Annotated in this window: 18 protein-coding genes; 8 read left to right on the forward strand and 10 right to left on the reverse strand. The window is 36.1% G+C overall.

The window, feature by feature from the left end; translation table 11 throughout:
* Nucleotides 1-277: 277 nt before the first annotated feature.
* From ACFIN0_RS00650 to ACFIN0_RS00660, 3 genes are all read right to left on the reverse strand, one after another.
* A complete protein-coding gene (locus ACFIN0_RS00650; RefSeq protein ID WP_375607918.1) occupies nt 278-1,852 on the reverse strand; it encodes a peptide chain release factor 3 in 1,575 nt (524 codons plus the stop codon).
* Nucleotides 1,852-3,513 carry a lysine--tRNA ligase gene (locus ACFIN0_RS00655; protein ID WP_375695689.1) on the reverse strand — a complete coding sequence of 554 codons (1,662 nt, stop codon included), beginning with the start codon at nt 3,511-3,513 and terminating at the stop codon, nt 1,852-1,854. The genes ACFIN0_RS00650 and ACFIN0_RS00655 overlap by 1 nt, the downstream gene beginning before the upstream one ends.
* Nucleotides 3,514-3,886: 373 nt before the next feature.
* Complete coding sequence (locus ACFIN0_RS00660) at nt 3,887-5,122, reverse strand: argininosuccinate synthase (RefSeq protein WP_375609993.1); 1,236 nt, start codon at nt 5,120-5,122, stop codon at nt 3,887-3,889.
* Between the two features lie 166 nt (nt 5,123-5,288).
* Here ACFIN0_RS00660 and ACFIN0_RS00665 point away from each other — a divergent pair, with 166 nt between their 5' ends.
* Entirely contained in the window at nt 5,289-5,930 is a 642-nt protein-coding gene (locus ACFIN0_RS00665) for a LysE family translocator (RefSeq protein ID WP_375606111.1), read from the forward strand.
* Nucleotides 5,931-6,734: 804 nt separating this feature from the next.
* On the opposite strand, the gene rlmN is transcribed toward ACFIN0_RS00665, so the two are convergent.
* The 6 genes from rlmN to lptC all read right to left on the reverse strand — a co-directional run bounded on the left by rlmN (nt 6,735) and on the right by lptC (nt 13,890).
* On the reverse strand, nt 6,735-7,961 hold the full coding sequence (gene rlmN / locus ACFIN0_RS00670; RefSeq protein ID WP_375614332.1) for a 23S rRNA (adenine(2503)-C(2))-methyltransferase RlmN: 1,227 nt from the start codon (nt 7,959-7,961) through the stop codon (nt 6,735-6,737).
* A gap of 42 nt (nt 7,962-8,003) precedes the next feature.
* Nucleotides 8,004-8,507: an invasion associated locus B family protein gene (locus ACFIN0_RS00675; RefSeq protein WP_375610053.1), complete on the reverse strand. Its 504-nt coding sequence runs from the start codon at nt 8,505-8,507 to the stop codon at nt 8,004-8,006.
* 1,886 nt (nt 8,508-10,393) lie between these two features.
* Nucleotides 10,394-10,858 carry a PTS IIA-like nitrogen regulatory protein PtsN gene (ptsN, locus tag ACFIN0_RS00680; protein WP_375606109.1) on the reverse strand — a complete coding sequence of 155 codons (465 nt, stop codon included), beginning with the start codon at nt 10,856-10,858 and terminating at the stop codon, nt 10,394-10,396.
* A gap of 910 nt (nt 10,859-11,768) precedes the next feature.
* A complete protein-coding gene (gene lptB / locus ACFIN0_RS00685) occupies nt 11,769-12,563 on the reverse strand; it encodes an LPS export ABC transporter ATP-binding protein (RefSeq protein WP_012754448.1) in 795 nt (264 codons plus the stop codon).
* A 6-nt stretch (nt 12,564-12,569) separates the two neighbouring features.
* A complete protein-coding gene (locus tag ACFIN0_RS00690) occupies nt 12,570-13,169 on the reverse strand; it encodes an LptA/OstA family protein (protein WP_375606108.1) in 600 nt (199 codons plus the stop codon).
* Between the two features lie 76 nt (nt 13,170-13,245).
* Complete coding sequence (gene lptC / locus ACFIN0_RS00695; protein WP_375606107.1) at nt 13,246-13,890, reverse strand: LPS export ABC transporter periplasmic protein LptC; 645 nt, start codon at nt 13,888-13,890, stop codon at nt 13,246-13,248.
* A 186-nt stretch (nt 13,891-14,076) separates the two neighbouring features.
* Between lptC and ihfB the strand changes: the two genes are divergently transcribed.
* From ihfB to ACFIN0_RS00730, 7 genes are all read left to right on the forward strand, one after another.
* The gene (ihfB, locus tag ACFIN0_RS00700; protein ID WP_273790186.1) at nt 14,077-14,355 is read left to right on the forward strand and encodes an integration host factor subunit beta; all 279 of its coding nucleotides are present in this window, start codon (nt 14,077-14,079) and stop codon (nt 14,353-14,355) included.
* A gap of 7 nt (nt 14,356-14,362) precedes the next feature.
* The gene (locus ACFIN0_RS00705) at nt 14,363-14,659 is read left to right on the forward strand and encodes a lipopolysaccharide assembly protein LapA domain-containing protein (RefSeq protein WP_375606106.1); all 297 of its coding nucleotides are present in this window, start codon (nt 14,363-14,365) and stop codon (nt 14,657-14,659) included.
* 172 nt (nt 14,660-14,831) lie between these two features.
* Nucleotides 14,832-15,764 carry a class I SAM-dependent methyltransferase gene (locus tag ACFIN0_RS00710; protein WP_375701697.1) on the forward strand — a complete coding sequence of 311 codons (933 nt, stop codon included), beginning with the start codon at nt 14,832-14,834 and terminating at the stop codon, nt 15,762-15,764.
* Nucleotides 15,765-15,766: 2 nt separating this feature from the next.
* Entirely contained in the window at nt 15,767-16,621 is an 855-nt protein-coding gene (locus tag ACFIN0_RS00715) for a TrmH family RNA methyltransferase (protein ID WP_375609989.1), read from the forward strand.
* Nucleotides 16,611-17,114: a signal peptidase II gene (lspA, locus tag ACFIN0_RS00720; protein WP_375606103.1), complete on the forward strand. Its 504-nt coding sequence runs from the start codon at nt 16,611-16,613 to the stop codon at nt 17,112-17,114. Before ACFIN0_RS00715 ends, lspA begins: the two co-directional genes overlap by 11 nt.
* 1,125 nt (nt 17,115-18,239) lie before the next feature.
* Nucleotides 18,240-19,013 (forward strand): Bax inhibitor-1/YccA family protein, encoded by a 774-nt coding sequence (locus tag ACFIN0_RS00725; RefSeq protein ID WP_375606102.1) that lies wholly within the window; start codon nt 18,240-18,242, stop codon nt 19,011-19,013.
* Nucleotides 19,014-19,128: 115 nt separating this feature from the next.
* A complete protein-coding gene (locus ACFIN0_RS00730) occupies nt 19,129-20,007 on the forward strand; it encodes an endonuclease/exonuclease/phosphatase family protein (protein ID WP_375609987.1) in 879 nt (292 codons plus the stop codon).
* Here ACFIN0_RS00730 and polA read toward each other — a convergent pair.
* Nucleotides 20,004-22,910 carry a DNA polymerase I gene (polA, locus tag ACFIN0_RS00735; RefSeq protein WP_375701698.1) on the reverse strand — a complete coding sequence of 969 codons (2,907 nt, stop codon included), beginning with the start codon at nt 22,908-22,910 and terminating at the stop codon, nt 20,004-20,006. The genes ACFIN0_RS00730 and polA overlap by 4 nt on opposite strands.
* Between the last annotated feature and the right edge of the window lie 215 nt (nt 22,911-23,125).

The raw sequence follows: 23,125 nt of genomic DNA on the forward strand, positions 1-23,125 counted from the left end.
AGATTTTTAACTGACATTCAAAATACTTAAATATATGACCTTGTCTTAAGCTATTGTGAAAAAATATATCAAAATTTTAAAAGACGTTACAATTACAAATATATTATAACTTATTGAATATTATAAATAAATTTACTTCTCTCTTTATATAATACAACCTGAAAGTGTTCTTTACATACTCCTTTTGTTTTCAGAAAAAATAACAATATTCAGATCCCTAACTCGATATGAAAAATCATTATCAACCAAATTGTTACATAAAAAATTCTTCTTTACATTAAGAGCTTACTTGATAATCTTTAAAAGTAGAAAATTTTATCTTAGGAGCTCTTTCTGCTTCATAATTTAATGAAAAATGGTTCTCCGCTAAAAAAACTGGATCACCTTCTAAATCATACGCAAGAGCAGAGCGATGATTGTTGAGAAACTTTTGCAACTCATCTTTGCTCTGCGCTGAAATCCAACGGCATAAATTAAAGCGTGCAGACTCAAAATTCACTGGCAAAGAATATTCTATTTTTAATCGCTCTTTTAAAACATCAATTTGCAAAGCACCAATAACACCAATGAGAGAAGGCGACCCATCATCAGGAATAAACAATTGCACAACCCCTTCTTCAGCCATTTGTTGCAAAGCTTCTCTGAGCTTTTTTGCTTTCATTGGATCACCCAAACAAACACGACGCAAAATCTCTGGTGCAAAATTGGGTACTCCCTTAAAAAGAATATCTTCTCCTTCAGTCAAAGTATCACCAATACGCAATGTTCCATGATTAGGAATCCCTACGATATCACCGGCATAGGCTTGATCAGCAATTTGGCGCGAACGCGCAAAGAAAAATTGTGGAGCCGAAAGTGTCATCGGTTTTCCTGTTCTGACCAATTTTGTCTTCATACCACGTTCAAGTGTTCCCGAACATACCCGAAAAAATGCAATACGATCACGATGATTAGGATCCATATTCGCTTGAATTTTAAAAACAAATCCCGTCATTTTAGGTTCAGTTGCTATGATATTGCGCTGATCTGCACTTTGATCACGGGGACTTTGACCAAAATCAATAAGCGCATTGATCAAATCACGAACACCAAAATTTCGTAAAGCTGAACCAAAATAAACCGGTGTCATATGACCTTCACGGAAAGCTTGAAGATCAAAATTCTTGCAAACACTTTGAGCGAGTTCTACTCCTTCAAGAAAAGTGGAACGTTGATATTGGGGAAGTAAATGGACAACTTCACTGGGATTTGAAACGATCCGCTGGGTTATCTCATCATCTTTTTGGCGAAAACGGTTATGATGAAGATCAAAAGTCCCAACAAAATCTTTACCCGTCCCAATGGGCCATGTTATGGGGGCGGTATCAAGAGCAAGCTTTTCTTCAATTTCATCTAAAAGCTCTATAGGATCACGCGCCTCACGATCCATTTTATTGATAAAAGTAACAATAGGAATATCCCGCATCCGACACACTTCAAACAGTTTTAGTGTTCTAGGCTCAATCCCGCGGGCCCCATCCAATACCATGATAGCACTATCAACAGCTGTAAGCGTGCGATAAGTATCGTCTGCAAAATCTTCATGGCCTGGGGTATCTAGGAGATTAAAAATATGATTTTCATATTCAAACGTCATCACAGAAGTCACAACGGAAATACCACGATCACGCTCAATATTCATCCAGTCAGAACGAGTTTGAATACGATCTTTTTTGGCTTTTACTTCTCCTGCAAGTTGAATAGCACCACCAAACAATAAAAGCTTTTCCGTCAATGTTGTTTTCCCAGCATCTGGGTGAGCAATAATTGCAAATGTACGGCGCCGCTTTACTTCCTGTACTCTTCGTTCCATTATTCCTCCATAGGTCGTGCAAGTGCTTCAGCAATCAGTGCACGCATTTCATTAATCCCATAAAGCGCTATAAATGATCCCCATCGTGGACCTCTCTCTTGTCCTAAAAGGACCTCATACAACATTTGAAAAAAAACATTGGAAACGCCAGGCCCACCTTCAGGGCTTTTTTTGCTATGATCTTGATAGCGTTCCGTTAACCGCGCAACATCAAGAAGTGTATTTTGTAGTGTGTTGCCATCAACAGTTTCAGGCAAATTGGCTAATTTTGCATCAATTTGTGCTAATGTTGCTCGTTCGCTGTCATCTGGTATACGAAATTTTTTGTTTGGTTTAACAAAAACATCAAAATATTTAATGGCAAATTTCACCAATTGATCAAGTTCTGGACAAGTTTGCGCATTTGCTCCCTTAGCGTAACGAGAAATAAAACCCCAAAGAACCCCTGCATTCTCTGCATTTGAAGCACTTACCAAATTTAAAAGCATCGCAAAAGGTACAGGTAAATCAACCTGCGGTGGACAACCATTATGAATATGCCATACAGGATTATTGAGCCGTTCTTGCCAACTTTGACGACCATAGGCAGAAAGATGCGCATAATATTCATCCACAGCTTTGGGAATAACATCAAAATAAAGCCGTTTTGCTGTCTTGGGCTTTGAAAACATATAAAGCCCTAAGCTCTCTGTTGGAGCATATGTAAGCCATTCATCAATGGTTAAGCCATTTCCCTTGGATTTGGAAATTTTTTGCCCTTTATCATCTAAAAAGAGTTCATAGTTAAATCCCTCTGGAGGCTTTCCACCCAGTACTTTACAAATTTTAGAAGAAAGATTTGTGGAATCGATAAGATCTTTTCCTGCCATTTCATAATCAATGCCAAGCGCAGCCCAACGCATAGCCCAATCGACCTTCCACTGACACTTAACTTTACCCCCTGTAACCTCTGTTTCTATGGTTTCTCCTGTTTCAGGTTCAATATAAGTAACTGTCCCTTTTTCAACATTCCGCGCAATCATTGGTACTTGTAATACTTTTCCAGAAAAAGGAGAAATCGGTAAAAAGAGAGAATAGGTCGCCTGTCGCTCTTCACCTAATGTTGGTAAAATAATTGCCATCACCTTGTCATAACAGGCAAGAATTTTTAAAAGTGTTTCATCAAAACGACCAGAATTGTAATAATCCGTAGCACTTGCAAATTCATAATCAAAACCAAAACGATCAAGGAAAGCCCGTAACCGCGCATTATTTGCCGCTCCAAAAGAAGGATAATCATCTCCAAAAGGATCAGGTACACGGCTCAACGGTTGACCAAGATAATGTTCCATCCTCTCGCGATCTGGCACATTCTCAGGAACCTTGCGCAAACCATCCATATCATCAGAAAAACAAAGTAATTTTGTTTTTACTTTATTCTCTGTGAGAATATGAAATGCATGACGCACCATGGTTGTACGTGCAACTTCCCCAAAAGTTCCAATATGCGGTAAACCAGAAGGTCCATAACCGGTCTCAAATATTACACTGTCTGGGTAACCCGTCTTTTCATACCGTTTGATAATCTTACGTGCTTCTTCAAATGGCCAAGTTCTCGATTGAGCAGCCGCATCCTTTAATTCAGGCGTAAGGCTAAGGGCATCACACTGATTACGCATCATTATTTATCCTAAAAATTATAATCTTCCAAAATAGGGTGTATGGTTCTTGAATTTATTCGTCAATAATAGCAAGCAAAAAGATGTAAATTTCTTTATACTCTTAAGTCACAATACAAAAACCACCCTCACTGTAAACATATTTTGTTCTGATAAAAATCAAAAACATTCAATATTATAAAGCAAAATTGACTTGTTTTGATTATCGAAGCCTTCATTGCTATTATTATCATGGGTTTTGCTTATTATATTTATTAGCGCAGAAGATAAGCTTCTAGTATTGAACGAAAGAACGGTAAAAACCAACAAAAAAATGCTTAAACTAGGCATTTCATACAAAAGCACTAATCCACATTACACTTGTCACTGTAACTTTCTATTTCTTTTCTTTATCATCTTGATGATGCCTTGCTAATGTACGCAAACGTAGAGCATTTAATTTAATAAAACCAGTCGCATCTCTTTGATCATAAACACCTTGATCATCCTCGAAAGTTACCAACTCACTGGAATAAAGTGATTTTTTACTTTGGCGCCCTTCAACAATCACATTCCCCTTATAGAGCTTTAACGTGACTTCACCTTCAACATGTTCTTGAGATAAATCAATCGCTGCCTGCAACATCTTACGTTCCGGCGAAAACCAAAATCCATAATAAATGAGTTCTGCATAACGTGGCATCAATTCATCTTTTAAATGAGCTGCGCCACGATCTAGTGTTAAAGATTCTATAGCTCTGTGAGCCGTTAAAAGAATGGTCCCCCCTGGTGTTTCATAAATACCCCGCGATTTCATACCTACAAAGCGATTTTCTACCAGATCCAACCGACCAATACCATTATCCCGCCCATAATGATTTAATTCTGCAAGTAAAGTTGCAGGAGATAAATTTTTTCCATTGATTGAAACAGCATCACCTTTTTTAAAGCCAAGAGTGATTCTGGTTGCTTCATCTGGAGCATCTTCCACCGAAAGAGTACGCATATGGACATATTCAGGAGCAGGAAGTGCTGGATTTTCTAAAATCTTTCCTTCTGATGAAGAATGTAATAAATTTGCATCCACTGAAAAAGGAGCTTCGCCTTGCTTATCTTTTTCTACAGGAATTTGATGCATACGCGCAAATTCAAACAGATCTGTCCGACTCTTAAAATCCCAATCACGCCACGGAGCAATAATCTTTATATTAGGATTAAGTGCATAAGCAGAAAGTTCAAAGCGTACCTGATCATTGCCTTTGCCCGTTGCTCCATGAGCAATGGCATCTGCCCCTGTTTCCTTAGCAATTTCAATAAGACGTTTTGAAATAAGTGGACGTGCAATTGATGTTCCTAAAAGATAAGTCCCTTCATAAACGGTATTGGCTCGAAACATCGGAAAAACAAAATCACGCACAAATTCTTCACGCAAATCTTCAATGTAGATTTCTTTAACACCTAGCATTTCAGCTTTACGACGAGCAAGCTCTAATTCTTCCCCCTGCCCCAAATCTGCTGTAAAAGTCACAACTTCAACGCCTAGCGTACTTTGTAACCATTTGAGAATAATTGACGTATCCAATCCCCCCGAATAAGCCAAAACAACTTTTCTAATACTTTTCCACTTTTTCATTCTAAAGCTCTATACGAATTGTTCTTTTTTTCTAAAAAATTAAAACGACACAAGAAATATAAAAATAAATTCTCTTTAAACAACATTAAAAAGACTCAAAAAGCATAAATAAAGACGCCTTAAAGTATAAATAATGAACATTACTTAAAAATAAGAGGAGATTGACGTGTCATTTCTACCGGAGTGGTCTATTGTTGTACAATTTGCTTTAGCATCGTTGATTTTAGCACTTATTCCAGGACCTGATATGATGCTTTCTGTAGGACGAACCATTACACAAAGCAAAAAAGCTGGAATTATGTGCGCCTTGGGAAGTGCAACAGGATTTGCCATTCAGGTTACAGCTGTAGCACTTGGTTTATCAGCGCTTATTTTTGCTGCGCCACACGCTTTTGTTTTTCTGAAAATTGTTGGCGCCTTTTATCTTTTATGGTTTGCCTTTCAAGCATTAAGGAGAAACCCGACACTTTCCTTTGAACCAACATCTTCTAAACCTCAAAGCTCTAAACGTAACTATCTTGCTGGTATTGGAATTAATCTTCTCAATCCTAAAGTCATACTCTTTAACGCAACATTCTTACCACAATTTATCAATGCAAATGATCCTATGGCAACACAAAAGCTGCTCTTTTTAGGACTCTCTTATATTCCTATTTCTTTCCCCATTACAATTTCAGTCGTTTTTACAGCGCATAAACTTACCAAAATCCTTAAACAGAACCCTCTTTATCTTCGCTTTCTCGATTGGCTTATTGCAGGTACTTTTACCAGCTTTGCCCTCCATCTCCTTGTGGTTACAAAACATTGATTTATAAGTGTAATGTATCGCTTTTAATTTAAATAAAAAAACAAATATTATAAGATTTTTTCATTTCAAACCTGTTTATTTTGAATAAAACAATACCTTTCCTTTGTACATCACAAGAGAAGCTGGAGTTTTTGTATGGATAAAAACTATCTAAGAAAAGAATAAAAACACCTCTTATAAACCATCTCAAGTACTAAAAGCTGTTACAACATTGGGAGCTAAAAAATAGAATGGTGGTACCAATTTACACCTTTATTAAACATAAAGGTGTAGGAGTACAATACATTTCACAGAAGCTTTTTGTTATACTCCTCACAAGCATTATCGTGATATGAAGAGTGCACTAAGAGATACTTAAAAAACATATCAATGGATAACTCAATGGTATTTATATGTTAGATCCTCTGTTTTGCTTGTGATGCGTGATCTTATTTAAGAAGAATAATAAACAAAAGCATGAGGCACTGCACAATCTCCACTTTTTAAAAGGTATTACCGTAGATGCTTTTAAAAGACACAAAACCTAATTAATGAGTATGATAATAAGGTAGAAGTTAGTTACAATCCTTAAGACTTCATATTCCCTCTAAATTAGGCTTCCTTCTTATTTCAGAGATTATGCAAACAGACTATAGACAATCTCTTACCCCATTTAGCATATAAACGCTGAAACTGTTCGTCTAGCACTTATCCAATCTTAATCTCTGTCTCACATATGCTATCGCACGAGGTTTGGATATTAATTTACAAACAAAAAAGCACAGACTTTATATCGCTTCGCTATATAGCTGAAAATTGTATTAACTAATGACCAGCAGCATTTTCAAGTCGCAAACGTTCAGATTTCCGTAAGCGCTCTGAAGCCGATTTAAGCTGTCCACATGCAGCTAAAATATCGCGTCCACGCGGTATCCGAATAGGAGAAGCATAACCCGCTTGATTAACGACATCAGCAAAACGCTCGATTTGATCCCAATCAGAACACTGATAGTTACTCCCTGGCCACGGATTAAAAGGAATTAAATTGATCTTAGCAGGAATCCCTTTCAATAGCTGAATCAATCGCTTTGCATCATCTAAACTATCATTGATATCTTTTAGCATAACATATTCAAATGTGATTCGCTTTGCATTAGAAAGACCAGGATAATTACGGCAAGCATCCATTAGTAAAGAAAGCGGATATTTTTTATTAATGGGAACAAGCATATCCCTTAATGTATCGTGTACTGCGTGGAGTGAAATCGCCAACATAACACCAATTTCTTCTCCGGTTCGGATAATTCCAGGAACAACCCCACTAGTTGAAAGCGTAATTCGACGTTTTGATAAAGAAAGTCCATCGCCATCAGAAGCAATCAATAAAGCTTTTTTAACAGCTTCAAAATTATAAAGAGGTTCTCCCATTCCCATCATAACAATATTGGTAATTTTGCGCCCTTCAATGGGAACAATTGCCCCATCAGGAGTATTCTTATCAGGAAAATCACCCAAACAATCACGCGCAACCAATAACTGTGCCAAAATTTCTTCTGCAGTCAGATTGCGAACAAGCATCTGTGTTCCTGTATGGCAAAAGGAGCAGGTTAACGTACACCCTACTTGCGATGAAAGACATAAAGTACCACGCCCTTCTTCAGGAATATAAACCGTTTCAATTTCAACAGGCCTTCCAGCTCCACGTGCAGGAAAACGTAAGAGCCATTTACGCGTACCATCTTTTGATATTTGTTCTCCAACAATTTCTGGGCGCGCAATGGAGAAATGACACTTAAGTGTTTCTTGCATTGCTTTAGAAATATTCAGCATCTCATCAAAATTTGAAACACCACGTACATAAAGCCAATGCCAAAGCTGACGCACACGCATACGCGTTTGATGCTCTGGTACACCAACTGTCTTTAAAGCTTGCATCATTTCGTCTTGCGACAAACCAATTAAAGAGAGCTTAGAACTCTCCTTCACGACCACATTATCTGTTTTTCGTGCAAAACATGAACCAACTGGTCTAAGGTCATAGGAAATGGCCATTGCTTTCTAATTCACATCACTATTTTAGAAGTTATCGAAACCTTAATGGCACTTTTGAGTTGCATTTAATGCAGCAGTGACCCCTTTTAAGGAATAAGTATAAGTGGTATGCGTTCCTCGTTTTGATATCGCTTTCACTGTCATATTGCTTCCAGCACGCATAGCAGAAACAAGCTGCTTTTCTAGCTCTGATGACGCCAACCAAGCTGAGGAATCTTTAGTGAAAAAATCAAAATCCTTACCTCCAATGGTCACCGTCACTCTCGACCCTTCTTGAAGGGTATAACCAGCCATAAACTGCGGTTCAAACGAAATAGGTGAATGAGAACGCTTGGTAACCAAGAAAAAGTTATCACCATGATTAACTGTCGTTGGAAGAGCCTTCAAAGGTACCGATAACACATAGCAAATCGTATTTTTGGGCGATTTATAAGAATAGGCTCCCCACGCTTCAAATTGATTTAAACGGCTTGGCGTTTGTGCATATGCCACTCCTGCTGTAACAAGAACCATTACAGATGCAGCAATAACAGTCTTTTCAAACATCTTCATTTAGCTCACTTCTTTAGTCTCTAACAAGATTTTCTTCATTGGAAAAATTCAACAAAAACTCCTCGATATTCATGTGTTATTGTCCTAATTCCTTCAATAAGCGAAATATTTTCAAACTAATCAAAATAGATTTCTACGTTTCATTATGACCTTTTAATCGTTACCAAAAAATAAACTTCTTATTCAATAACCACATTAAAAAATAACATCTTCATTTTACGCTACTTATTTCGTTTTTGTATAAAAAACGATTTCTTTAAGCTATAGAACCTCAAAACGAGATGAAAACATACCATCACACTATTAAGAAATAAACCATACTCTTTATATCACAAGCAATCTGATGCAAAATTTTGAAAATACACCCCGGACTCCCCGCAAAAAAGCTTAATCGCCTTACGAATATCACTTCTCGACTTTATGCATTCAATACATTTATGTTCGCAAAATACTCCACCTTTTACTCATTATAGTGCATTCATATTTCGTATTCAACATCGTCCCGATAACACTTTTTCTCAACCTTCAAAAGACCTTGTAAAAATAATAAAATATTATCAGGATATTAATAATAAAACATAAAGAATTTAGATTCTATCTCAATAATCACATACAACTTTGTTTCTTTTGATCTTATTTCCCTATATATTTCATCTCCAATTATTAATTTCTAAAATGATTTTAGTAGCTTATAATAGCTTAATCGTATTATTTTAATGTATCAGACGATATTTTTCTTTCTGTTATAAAAAACTTCTTAAGAATTCTTTTGGAAAGTCTCCTTATCTTATTTCTAAGTAATTTATAAAAAGAAATATAAAACTTTTTTCTATAGCAGTTCTAACATTAACATTTTTTAAACAATATTTTAATCAATTAAAGACACTTAAATAAATCTTCCTATGTATAAAAACTCTTTCACCCAACCTAAAGGTATAATTTTCATTCTTACCGTACAAAATTGTTCTTTAGCATGAGCTCTATACAACAGCAGACATCTAAATCATATCTATAAAATAGTTGATCTCTCCACTTGTGAAGAAGAAAGATGGCACCATAACACTATTTTCCAGCTCCCAATGTTTTGCTGCAACCCTCAATACTTGAGACGATTCATAAGAAGCATCTTTACCCCTTTCTTGTACAGTTTTTATCCACACGCTAATTCCGTTTACAACGTGCAAGGAAATGGTTTTGATTGATTCAACATAAACAAGTTTGGAATGAGAGAATTTTACAATATTCGGATCTCTCATCTAAAATGCGAAATAGTGAATTATATTTAAAATCAATATCTTGCTATACTGAAGATACAATATATTTCTTATTTCTTCTTGAGCATTAAAATATTATCCCTAAACACTCAAACTCAACTTACAAAAAAATTCAATGCACAAATAAACTTTTCTGTTGATTTCTTTCCCGCTTTCAAAGGACGAAGATTCTTAATCCAATTTGGACTGAAAAAGTTTGGATTCTTGTCGAGCGGTCTCCTCTTTTCTTCCCACTCATGTGATTCACTTAACTAAAGGCTCTACAGACAAGTCCTGCTTAAAAATATTTACCACGCACTCTAAAAGCACTTAATATATTAAGAAGACTTACAGAATTTATCTCACTATATCTCAAATGACAGTGTTTTTACAGTATAACAGGATAAAAGAATCCACGAACATAATAATTAGATGCTTTAATATACGAGAACAAGAAAGGAAAAGCCCTTCGTTTTTGTTGGTTGCTCTTTAAAAAGAAGGTTCATTTAGAAGTAATTTTCTTAAATCTCATGACACAACCTTTTGTTATTAGTCTTAAGATGCAAATTATATTCTTTCCTACGCTCTGTAGTGCATACCTCGCAATTTATACGCTCATAATACCTTTTAAGCTGCATTTGATTCTGAAGTCTGAATCAATAAAGCATAAAGCGCATTGGCATTATGCGTACTGCGCAACTTTTGTACAACATCAGTGTGACGCAAAACACGTGCGATCTGTGATAAAGCTTTTAAGTGATCTGCACCAGCATTTTCAGGTGCTAAAAGGAGAAAAACGAGATCTATAGGTTCGTCGTCAAGAGCTTCAAAATCAACAGGACTTTCAAGACGTGCAAATATACCAATGATCCGATTAATATCAGGTAATTTTCCATGAGGAATCGCAATACCTCCACCTAAACCCGTTGAACCAAGCTTCTCGCGTTGTAAAACAACATCAAAAATCACATGCTCACTAAGACCTGTTAGCTTGGAAGCTTTTTCGGCTAAAATTTGCAGAACCTGTTTTTTCGAATTAGCATTAAGAGCCGGAATGATCGCTTCCGGTGCTATTAACTCACTCAAATTCATACTTTAATTTTCCTCTTACACGCTAAAATGCTCATCAATAAACCTATAAACGCTATAGATACTTAATGTTCTTTCACTTTTCGCAACATCGCATGTGTTTTTACTTTTCAATTTATAATGGGTGATAGCTCAATACATCTCATATCACTTCTAAAACAACAATAAATAGTATTCGGATCATCATTAACGGCATAAGAAACCAAAGAAATGAAATTGTTCATAAAGTTAATTTCCTTACGACTCTAAAAAAGGCCATTATTCATAAATTTATTAAACTTGTCATAAGAGTTGATGTATAATCCGCCATCAGAGTTTTTCTTTCTTTAAAAATGAGCCCTTAAATTAAGATGAAAAGCATACTGAGCAAAATGGATCTTTACTTTGAAAATTACTGTATAGCTTGAACATCGACTTATAACAAGAATATAAAGATTTTTAGAAATTTAATGATTATTTTAAAAGATTTATAGATTTAGCCTGATATCTGTAGCCAACCTCCTATTTTCAAATAGGCGATATAAACCAATAAAATACGACAACTCCTATTGAATAACCGCAATATATAACCGGTGCTCCCATCAAAATACCTAAAACAGCATCACCGATATATTATTTGATTCGACAGAGAAAAATATGATAAATATCTTTTACCTTTCAATAACACACGCATTTATTGAGAGCTTCATTTATCACTCATTATCACGTTAATCTAGTGATATCTTTTCTATGATATAATTATGAGTAAGCTAAACTTATAAAACAACAAACTAACCTCTAATGATAAAACCTTTTTCACCACTCAATAACAACATTAAGGTTATAGTCATAAAAGAAGTTTTGGCATAAATAAGGAGATTTTCAGTAATAATGTTTGGTTAAACTTAAATGGAAACTTGTGAAAGCTGTAAAATCAAAGAGAAAACTGATTTCCCAAATAAATTCTGCGTACATCAACGTTGTTGATAATATCGTTAGGACAACCGTGAACTAACACCCGCCCTGTATGAATAATATAAGCGCGATCGACAAGCCCTAATGTCTCACGTACATTATGATCCGTTATTAAAACACCAATGCCACGCCTCGTTAAATGACGAATAAGTTGTTGAATATCGAAAATAGCGATAGGATCAATTCCTGCAAATGGTTCATCAAGTAACATAAAATGGGGACGAGAAGCTAAAGCGCGCGCAATTTCAAGTCGCCGACGTTCACCTCCAGATAACGAAAGCGCAGACATTTTACGTAAATGATCAATTTTAAATTCATGTAAAAGGCTATCTAACTCTTCACGTTGTTTAAGACGATCTTTTTCAACGACCTCTAAAACAGCTTTAATGTTATTTTCTACTGAAAGACCACGAAAAATAGACGCTTCCTGTGGAAGATATCCAATACCTAGACGCGCACGTCGGTACATCGGAAGATGCGTAATATCAAATCCATCAATTTTAATCGAGCCTCCATCAGATTTTATGAGCCCTGTCACCATATAAAAACAAGTTGTTTTACCTGCCCCATTGGGTCCTAAAATGCCAACGGCTTCTCCCGTACGAATGCCAAAAGAAACACCATTAACTGTTCGTCTTCCTCGATAAACTTTAATCAAATTACTGGCAATCAAGGTCCCTTTTAAGGGATTTTTTGAAGCTTCACTTTCAAGATTATACCTATCAGTCTGTTTTTTTCTTTTGATTCCAAACATGAAATCTTAATGGCCATTCTTTTGATTTTGTTTTAAAATAATAGAAACACGACCTTTTTTCTTAGGCGTCTCACAACCTTCTAAAAAAGCCTTTCCGCTTTCCATATTTGCCGTTAGTTTGCACCCCGTTGCCACATTATCACCATCAGTTAACACAACATGATTCCCTGTCAAACTCATCATTTTTGACTTTCCATCAAAAACGCCTTTATCACCCGTAGCAACTTGCGTAGCAATTTTTATATAAACTTTTCCTAAAGCTTCCATTTTTTGTATACTCGACGAACCAAATAAAGAAACAGATGATGCCTTTGTATCTTCCTTGTTTTTATCAATTTCTTTATATGCTTTATCGTAGTAAACAACTAATTCTGCCGTTCTTAAAAGACGTTCACCTTGCACCACTGAAACATCACCCTTAAAAAGTGCTATCCCTTCTTTATCACGTATTTCCAAAGAATCTGCATGAAGTTCTACCGGTTCTTTGTCGTTTGATAGACTTATTCCAAAATGAGTCCCTTCAGCATATCCTAAAACTGCTCCTTCTCCTAACATTCCCATGCTAAAAGCTAACATCACACCTATCCATCTTTTGTACGATTTCATTATTTCAATTCTTCTGTTTGTATATACACATACTTCTCTTTATAAATATCCTTTAAAGATTTGTATTGATATTCCGTCATTGCTTTTGAAGCACTAAATGCACATCACCATGGAAATATATGTTTTTTCCTTTTTCTCGAATTTGTAAGGCGTTTGCAGCAAGATGCAAACCGGCCTGCTGAATATTAACACGTTGATCTGTTTTTAACTGTCCCTCGGATAAGTTAATACTAGCTGACATAAATTGTACCATCATCCCATCGTTCGTTGTAATGGTGAATGGCTTATTCAACTGTAAAAAACCATTAATGTTATCGTAAACCCCCCCTTGTGCTGAAAGAAAAACCTGTCTTTGTTGGCCCATAAATGCTCTAGCTGTAATGTTTTGCAACCCAATCATTCCAGCGTGTGTATGGTCTTGAAATGCCTTTTCTGCTTTAAGCCAATAAGGTTCATGAGCACGCGTATACCCTTCTAATTTTGGATTAAGCATCGTCAAATTCATCACGCCACTTTCTCCATTATTCAAAGGCATAGAATCAGAAGTAACGGGAACCAAGAAAAACGTAAACCAGCAAAAAACCAGCGCTGAAAGCAACGCTAAGAGAGGTAAAAAAATTTTTAATACGCTAATGCGACGCGAATGACGGGATGCTTTTTTTAAAACATCTCCAAAAGATGATTGCGTTGAAAAGGCTTCATAATGTTTGTGTACGGACATACTCTCCTGATCTCTTAAATACTCCGCATTTTTAATCTGTATACCCTTTATAGAAGGTATTTTCAAATTTTGTTTCTTGCAATTTGTTTTTTCTTGATTTTATTTTGCTTTTATCCGTTTATATATTGTAATATTATGCATGGAGTGCACAATTACGAAATTTTTTTGTGTGAAAGTGAGGCTATTGTGGTAAAATCAGAGCTTGTGCAAATTATTGCTCGTCATAACCCGCATCTTTTTCAACGGGATGTGGAGAATATTGTAAACGCTATTTTTGAGGAAATTGCAACAGCACTTGCAAATGGCAATCGCGTTGAACTTCGTGGATTTGGAGCTTTTTCTGTAAAAAGCCGTTCAGCCCGTAATGGACGTAATCCACGAACAGGTGAAGCCGTTTCTGTTGAAGAAAAGTGGATTCCTTTTTTTAAAACTGGCAAGGATTTACGCGACCGTCTTAATCAGTGAGAAACTTATGATAATTAAACGTATTCTTCTAACAAGTATCAGTGTGATTCTCGCAGCGGTTTTGATTGTTTTTATCGTGGCTAATCGTCAAATGGTTCCGTTAACCCTTGATCCTTTTCGAGCAAATCCTGAAAGTTTTACTTATCATGCTCCCCTCTTTATATGGCTCTTTATTTTCTTTGGTTTTGGTATTTTATTAGGAAATCTGATCAGTTGGTTTTCCTATCACAAATACAAAAAAGCTCTCAAAAAAAGTAAAGCCGAGATTGAAAAATTGAAAACATCTATCACAAATCTGGTGTAATGGTATTTAAATGAAATCTTTTCTCTCTGTATTCTATATTCAGTACAGAGTTAAAAGTGCTCTTTTTCTTTTTTTATACATGTTTTAATTGACTTTAGCTTTTTTGCACTTTTACGAAACATTTAAGAGCTTTATAATATATTTTTATACCTCATATACCGTGATACAAAACATGCCCCCACAATGCTTTCAATCCTCCCATAATAATAGATATCCGCAGGAAAAGCTGCCCCTTATTTTAGAAACGGGTATAAGCGAAAACTATGCTCTCATTGATTCTGGTCATGGACAAAAATTAGAACGTTATGGAGCTTACCGCATTATTCGACCAGAAGGTCAAGCACTATGGAAACCCGCTTTATCACAGAAACAATGGGCTGATGTGGACGCTATTTTCACGGGAAATCGTGATGAAGAAGGGGTTGGTCGTTGGCATTTTCCTAAAAAGCCACTTAATGAGACATGGCCACTTTCTTGGAATGGACTGTCTTTTCTAGGCCGTTTTACTTCTTTTCGTCATGTGGGAGTTTTTCCTGAACAAGATGCCCATTGGCGCTCTATGGAAGAACAAATTGTTAAAGCCGAACGCCCTATAAAATTGTTGAATCTTTTTGGCTATACAGGTGTTGCCTCTTTGATTGGAGCACGAGCGGGTGCGAACGTTACCCATGTTGATGCTTCTAAAAAAGCCATTGCGTGGGCAAAAGCTAATCAGGAAAGAGCAGGATTACCAGATCATTCTATTCGCTGGATTTGTGATGATGCTGTGAAATTTGTCGAGCGTGAACTGCGTCGTAAGAAAAGCTATGATATGATTCTCCTTGATCCCCCTGCTTATGGGCGTGGACCCCATGGTGAAGTTTGGCAACTGTTTGATCATTTACCAGATATGATCACAAATTGTCGTAAACTTCTCTCTGATAAACCGCTTTCTGTTGTGCTTACAGCTTATTCTATTCGTGCTTCCTTCTTTGCACTTCATGCTTTAATGCGTGATGCATTTGTAAATCTTGGTGGTACGGTCGAATCAGGAGAACTTATTTTGCGTGAAGAAGTTGCAGGACGCGCTCTTTCTACTTCCCTTTTTAGCCGTTGGATTGCTTGAATATGTGTAGACCCAAAACTGGTAGAGTGAAAGAAATTACCTCTCTTAGCAACCCCATTATAAAAGATCTTAAAGCGCTCAGCCAAAAGAAAAATCGTAATAAAGAAGGTCTTTTCATGGCAGAGGGATTGAAATTGGTCATTGATGCTCTCGATCTCGGCTGGACAATACAGACGCTTATTTTTTCTAAAAACAAAATCGGTAATGCTGCTATCGAAAATATTGCTGCACGCGTTGTAGCCAATGGTGGTTTTGTGATTAAAGCTTCACAAAAAGTTATGGAATCACTTACCCGACGCGATAATCCGCAAACAGTTATTGGTATTTTTAAACAAAAATGGCAACCTCTTGAAATGATAACTGAACAGACTAAAGATGTTTATATCGCGCTTGATCGTGTGCGTGATCCTGGAAATCTTGGTACCATTATCCGAACTGCCGATGCCGTAGGTGCTAAAGGTGTTATTTTAATTGGCGAAACAACAGACCCTTTCTCGCCTGAAACAGTTCGTGCAACTATGGGATCAATTTTCTCTATACCGCTTTATCGTTTTGATGAAAGCGCCTTTTTAAACTGGTCTGCTCACTTTAAAGGCATGATCGTTGGCACGCATCTTAAAGGATCTCTGGATTATCGGACACTTGATTTCAAAAATGGTCCTGTTATCCTTTTAATGGGAAATGAAAAACAGGGATTATCAGATATTCTTACAAGGCGGTGTAATAAACTCGCGCGTATTCCACAAAGTGGACGTGCTGATTCGCTTAATCTAGCAGTAGCAACAGCTGTTATGCTTTATGAAATCCGTCGCCCTTATTTAATACTGGAACCATGTGAGGAAAAACATGATTCGTAAATCACTCCCTTTTCTTCTCTTGGGCTTGGCTTTTACAGTAGTACTTGATCAAGCTGTCAAATATTGGATTATGCACAATATGCCTTTAGGAACAGAAATTTCGCTTATTCCTTTTCTTTCCCTTTATCATGTGCGCAATTCTGGCATTGCATTTTCATTTTTTTCTTCCTTTTCTCACTGGGGAATCATCGCCATCACGATCATTGTGATTATCTTTCTTCTATGGTTATGGAAAAATACTGAATATAATAAGTCTTTAATGCGCTTTGGTCTTATCCTTATTATTGGAGGAGCAATCGGCAATCTTATTGATCGTATTCGCTTTCATCATGTCACTGATTATATCCTTTTTCATATTGATGATATCTTTCATTTTGCTATTTTCAACCTTGCAGATAGTTTTATCACTCTTGGTGTTATTGCCATCCTTATTGAAGAATTGCGTACTTGGATGAAGGCAAAACGGCATTCCAACAGCACATCTTCTCATTGATATGTTCAGCGCCTTAAAAACCAGAGGTTATTAATCATCACAAGTCTGATTACAAATTGATTTCTCTTGATCAACTCTTGTTTCTAATAATTTCATGTGTTTCTTTTCATGGAATTATAAGACCTTACTTTCACTTGATCTTTATATACTTGATCCGTGTAAAAGGAATGAACTCAAATAGAAACCAATAATTTTTTATTCATATGTCCTATATCCCATTCTGAGAGGAAATATTTTACAGCATTTAAATTCTGTTCATTTGCTTAAAACAATTACTTTTCATATGTTTTTTAGTTTTTACAGGCGTCATTTTTACAGTGTTTTTCTTAAGCGCTTCGTGTAAAAACACCCCTCTTTTATTTATATTGCTTAATAAGCAACATCTTTTAACTATTTTCAATGTTTTATTTATAATACAACATATTGATATATAATGATAGTTTACCATTTTGTATATTGAATGAGAACCCTAAATTTCTTTTATTTCGAACTTTCGCATGTTGAATTAATTAAAACCATGTCTTTTACACACCAATCTTGCTTGTGTGGAGCAAGCAAATAAATAACCTTGATTGATTTAATATAAGAAAATTTGTCATCAGAGAATCTTACGATATTCGGAGAAGAATTTAGCATACAAAACGATAATTTATTATTATATATCAGTTTTTATATAAAAAGATTCAATTCAATAGGTCTTCTAACCGTATAGAGCAGATGCAATATTGTAAGTTGAAAAACAGTGCGACGACATTTGCCTCTCTCTTCATCAAAGCAAAGACCGTTGATACCTTACAGAGAATTATATTACACAATTTCTATGAACAGTAAAAAAATTTTAAGTATAGTCTTTTTATCTTGCAAAAATATGGCAAAAAATGGAAATATTATTTCATCAAAATAAACTATTTCCTTACCAATTTGTAAGGTTCCTTCTTCAGATAAATCTCTTGTAATTTTTAAATAAATCTCCATAATAAGAGCAGATGTGCTGGAATTCCGCCAGTGATTCTTAGGGTTTTTGTGTTAGCCAATTTAGGACTTATACGAAGTGTTTATCTGTAATGACAGAGGTACTTTTAAACCCCAATATCTGACGGAACATATGCTAAAGGATTTTATATTATGGCTAATTTTAAAAATTTACGTTCGGCGCCTGCTTCTCATGCCGATGCATCAATTGATCTGGGATTGCGCGACTATATGTTGGGTGTCTACAATACAATGGCCATTGGTTTGCTTATTACAGCTGCTGCCGCTTATGCAATTGTATCATTAGCAACGACAACAGATATGAGTCAAGCAGCAGCTCAAATCAATAGCAGTGTTTATTTAACATCTTTTGGAGTAACATTTTATACATCACCATTCTCTTATATCGTTATGTTTGCACCACTCATAGCGGTCTTATTCCTCAGTTTTAAAATTAATACACTGAGCACAAATGCTGCTCGTAGCCTCTTTTTTGGTTATGCTGCTCTGGTTGGTCTTTCACTATCTTCAATCGTTTTGCGTTATACGACAGAGAGTATTGTACAAACCTTTGTTATTTCCGCTGCAACTTTTGGAGCTCTTTCACTTTATGGATACACAACAAAGCGTGATCTTACAGCAATCGGTTCATTCTTATTTATGGGATTGATTGGTTTGTTACTTTCTATGATTGTAAACATTTTTCTTGGGTCAAGTGCTTTGCAATTTGCTATCTCCGTTATTGGTGTTTTTATCTTTGCTGGTTTAACAGCTTACGATACTCAAAACATTAAGTTGATGTATTACGAAGGAGATGAAGGTGATACAAGAGGACGTAAAGTTATTATGGGTGCATTGAATCTTTATCTTGATTTCATCAATATGTTTGTCTTCTTGCTACAATTTCTTGGTTCAAACCGTGATTGATTTTAAAAGATCATCGCTTAATGAAAGAACCTTGTTTCAAAAAGAAACAAGGTTCTTTTGTTTTTAGTGTAAGTTTTTACCCTTTGCCTCTTAGAGATTATATTCTTTTCGCAAAATGACAAAAATACCTTACAAGCAAAAGTTTCCTTGGTTTACCGGTTTTATCCAACAAAAGCTCCATAATTCCCTTTTAAAGGCAATCTATAGCCGCTCTCATCATCAACCAAACATCATCAAGCCAAATGATAATTATGATCTAACCGTTGCTTCCTATAATGTGCATAAATGTGTAGGTATTGATAAAATTTTTAATCCTACACGTATTGTACGTGTTATTAATGAATTACAAGTTGATATCCTTGCTCTTCAAGAAGCAGATAAACGTTTTGGAGAGCGCGTTGGCTTGATTAATCTTCAGCTATTAAAAGCTGAAACTGGCTTGATTCCTGTGCCTCTCAATACCATGTCACCTCATGGTCATGGTTGGCATGGGAACGCTCTTTTTTTGCGAAAGGGATATGTACGTGAAACTTTACAAGTCACTCTTCCTGGTATTGAACCACGTGGGGCTGTAATTGTAGAATTGGAAATGCAAGCAGGCCCTATTCGTATTATTGCGGCTCATTTTGGCTTATTACGTTATTCTCGTAAACAACAAACAAAAATGCTCCTTGCAATTTTGCAAAAACGCTCCCTTATGCCTACACTCCTCATTGGAGATTTTAATGAATGGCGGATAGGAAAAGGCTCATCTTTGAACCATTTTTCTCCCTATTTTGATAACACACTTGAAGTTGTGCCAAGCTTTCCTTCGCGTTTTCCTCTTTTAGCCCTTGATCGCGTTTTTGCTTTTCCCCATCAATTGGTAACAAATATTGAAAATCATCATTCACCACTTGCACGTATTGCCTCAGATCATTTGCCTATAAAAGCCTACCTTAATCTTGCCAACGCCATGAACGTTCTTGAACATAAAATAAATAAAAAAAGTTAATGTGCCTCATCCCAATTTTGAGCTGTCATGACTTTTACTTCAAGGGGTACAGATAAAGATAAAACCGGCATTGTAGCATTTTCCATAACATTTTTAACAACGTCCATGGTTTTTTTACTCTCTTCTTTTGGTACTTCAAAAATCAGTTCATCATGTACTTGCAGCAACATTTTTGCGGATAGATTTTCTCCTTTTAAAACATCTTCCATCTGTATCATAGCGCGGCGAATAATATCTGCAGCAGAGCCTTGAATCGGGGCATTAATAGCTGCCCGTTCATTAAGGGAACGAATTTTTACGTTCTTTGCTTTTATTTCTGGATAATGGATACGACGTCCAAAAATTGTTTCTACATAACCATTTTCACGTGCAAAGTTTTTTGTCTTTTCCATATAATCTTTAATTCCTGGAAACCTTTCAAAATACAATTGAATATAACGACCCGCTTCTTGGCGTGAAATTCCTAATTGATTGGCTAAGCCAAAAGCTGAAATACCATAAATGATACCAAAATTAATCGCTTTTGCACGTCGTCGTATATCTGAATGCATTCCCTCTATCGCAACGCCAAACATTTGTGACGCCGTTATAGCGTGAATATCGTGACCTTTAGCAAAAGCTTCTTTTAATGCTTTTATATCCGCAATATGTGCAAGAATGCGTAATTCAATCTGACTATAATCAGCAGAAAGCAACACGTGCCCTTTGGGAGCAATAAAAGCTGTTCGAATTTTACGTCCTTCAGCAGTTCGTACTGGAATATTTTGCAAATTTGGCTCTGATGATGATAATCGCCCTGTTGATGTTATTGCCAAAGAATAATTCGTATGAACACGCCCTGTTTTTGGTAAAATATAAGAAGGCAAAGCATCGGCATAGGTAGATTTTAGCTTTGCAAGTTGACGCCACTCAATAATTTTACGCGGTAATAGATGACCTTCAGCAGACAACTCTTCTAAGGTCTGTGCAGAAGTTGACCATTGTCCGCCCTTGGTTTTAGCGCCTCCAGGTAATCCCATTTTGCCAAAAAGGATATCCCCCAATTGCTTTGGCGAAGCAATATTAAACTTTTCACCAGCTTGTTTGTAAATTTCCTCTTCTAGAATCAAAGTAGCTTGCGCCAATTCTCCTGAAAGGCGCAATAAAATCTGCCTATCAACAAGAATCCCGCGTTCTTCCATTCTTGCAAGAACTTCTATGAGTGGTCGATCAAGGCGATCATAAATTTTTGTCATCTTCTGAGCAACAAGTTGCGGTTTCAAAACTTGCCAAAGGCGTAGCGTTATATCGGCATCTTCCGCCGCATAAAGGGTAGCTTGTTTTAAATCTACTTGTGCAAAAGAAGTAATTTTTTTTCCTTTATGCGTTAAATCCTTATAGGCAATTGGTTTATGTCCAAGCCAACGTTCAGACAAATCATCCATATTATGGGTTAAAGTTCCAGCATCAAAAGCATATGACAAAAGCATAGTGTCATCAAAAGAACGTATAACAATGTCGTATTGCTTCATCACCAACCAATCATATTTTATATTCTGACCAATTTTTAACACCGCTGAATCTTCTAATAGCGGTTTTAAAAGTGCCAAAGCTTTTTGGGTCTCAATCTGCGAGGCAATACGCCCATCCCTTAAAAGGTCCTCTTTTTCCTCAAAATGTTCAAGTGGTATATAGGCTGCTTTTCCTGGTTGTAATGCCAGTGAAAAACCAACAAGCTTTGCTTGCATCGGATCAAGAGAGGTTGTTTCAGTATCAAAAGCAAAAAAGCCCTGTTCTTGTGCTTGCCATAACCATTCTTTTAAAGTTTCCTCCTCAAGAATCGTTGTGTAAGTATCTCTTGTAATTTTTTGAGACAGTGCTTGATCTTTACGTTTTTGTGCAAAAACTTGTGGAGAATTTTCAGAAAAATTATGAAAAGATGCACGTTCAGTATTTTTTATATCTAAATCATGTCCATAGCTTAGTTTTTCCCATTCAACATCTATATCAAGTGCATCAATAACAGCTGCATCGCATGTTGTTGCCTCTGCTATGCGACGCGTTAATGTTGAAAACTCCATCGCTTTCAAAAAAGCAATTAAACGCGGACCATTTTGTGGCTCCAAAATAAAATCATCTAAATCACTGTCTATAGGGACATCTGTTTTAAGCCTAACAAGCTCACGAGACATTTTAACTTGTTCTCTATAAGCTTGAATGTTTTCACGCCGTTTTGTTTGTTTAATTTCTGTTACGCGTTGCAATAAAAGATCAAGAGAACCAAATTCATTTAACAACTGGGCTGCAGTTTTGGGACCAATGCCTGGAATACCCGGTATATTATCCGTTGAATCTCCGATCAAAGCTTGTAAATCAATCATTTTTTCAGGTTCAACACCCCATTTTTCTATAACTTCTGAAATACCTATATGCTTGTCTTTCATTCCATCATACAAGGACACATGTGTATTTACGAGTTGCATAAGATCCTTATCAGAAGAGATAATGGTTGTCTTTGCCCCAACCTTCGTTGCCAATTTTGCATAAGTAGCAATTAAATCATCCGCTTCAAAACCTTCCTTTTCAATACAAGGCAAATTAAAAGCTTTTGTTGCTTGGCGTATCAGAGAAAATTGAGGAATTAGATCTTCAGGAGGTTCAGCGCGATTCGCTTTATATTGAGGATAAATTTGTTTCCGAAAAGTATCAGATGAATAATCAAAAATAACAGCAAAATGTGTTGGAACAATACCCATAGCTGTATTACGAGCATCACAAAGTAATTTCCATAACATATTACAAAAACCAGCTACCGCTCCTACAGGGAGTCCATCCTTTTTACGTTTTAAAGGTGGCAAAGCATAGTAAGCACGAAAAATGTAGCCTGATCCGTCAACCAACAAAAGATGATCTGTTGCTTTCATGACAATTTTATTTCTCCATTTCAGCTAAAAAACAAATTACCTGTATATATTTTTTTCATTTTTATTTTATTTTTTTACTTTGCCTCTAAAAAGCCATTTTTTCTTTCCATAAGACATGAAGTCGTTGCACTTATATTAAGTACCTAGAGCTTTTCTTTGCTGTTACAGGATTAATAGCTTTCATTTTGCTCCTCCTATGATAGCTGAGGTACAAT

This window comes from Bartonella sp. AA89HNZF, assembly GCF_042196905.1.
Lineage (GTDB): Bacteria > Pseudomonadota > Alphaproteobacteria > Rhizobiales > Rhizobiaceae > Bartonella.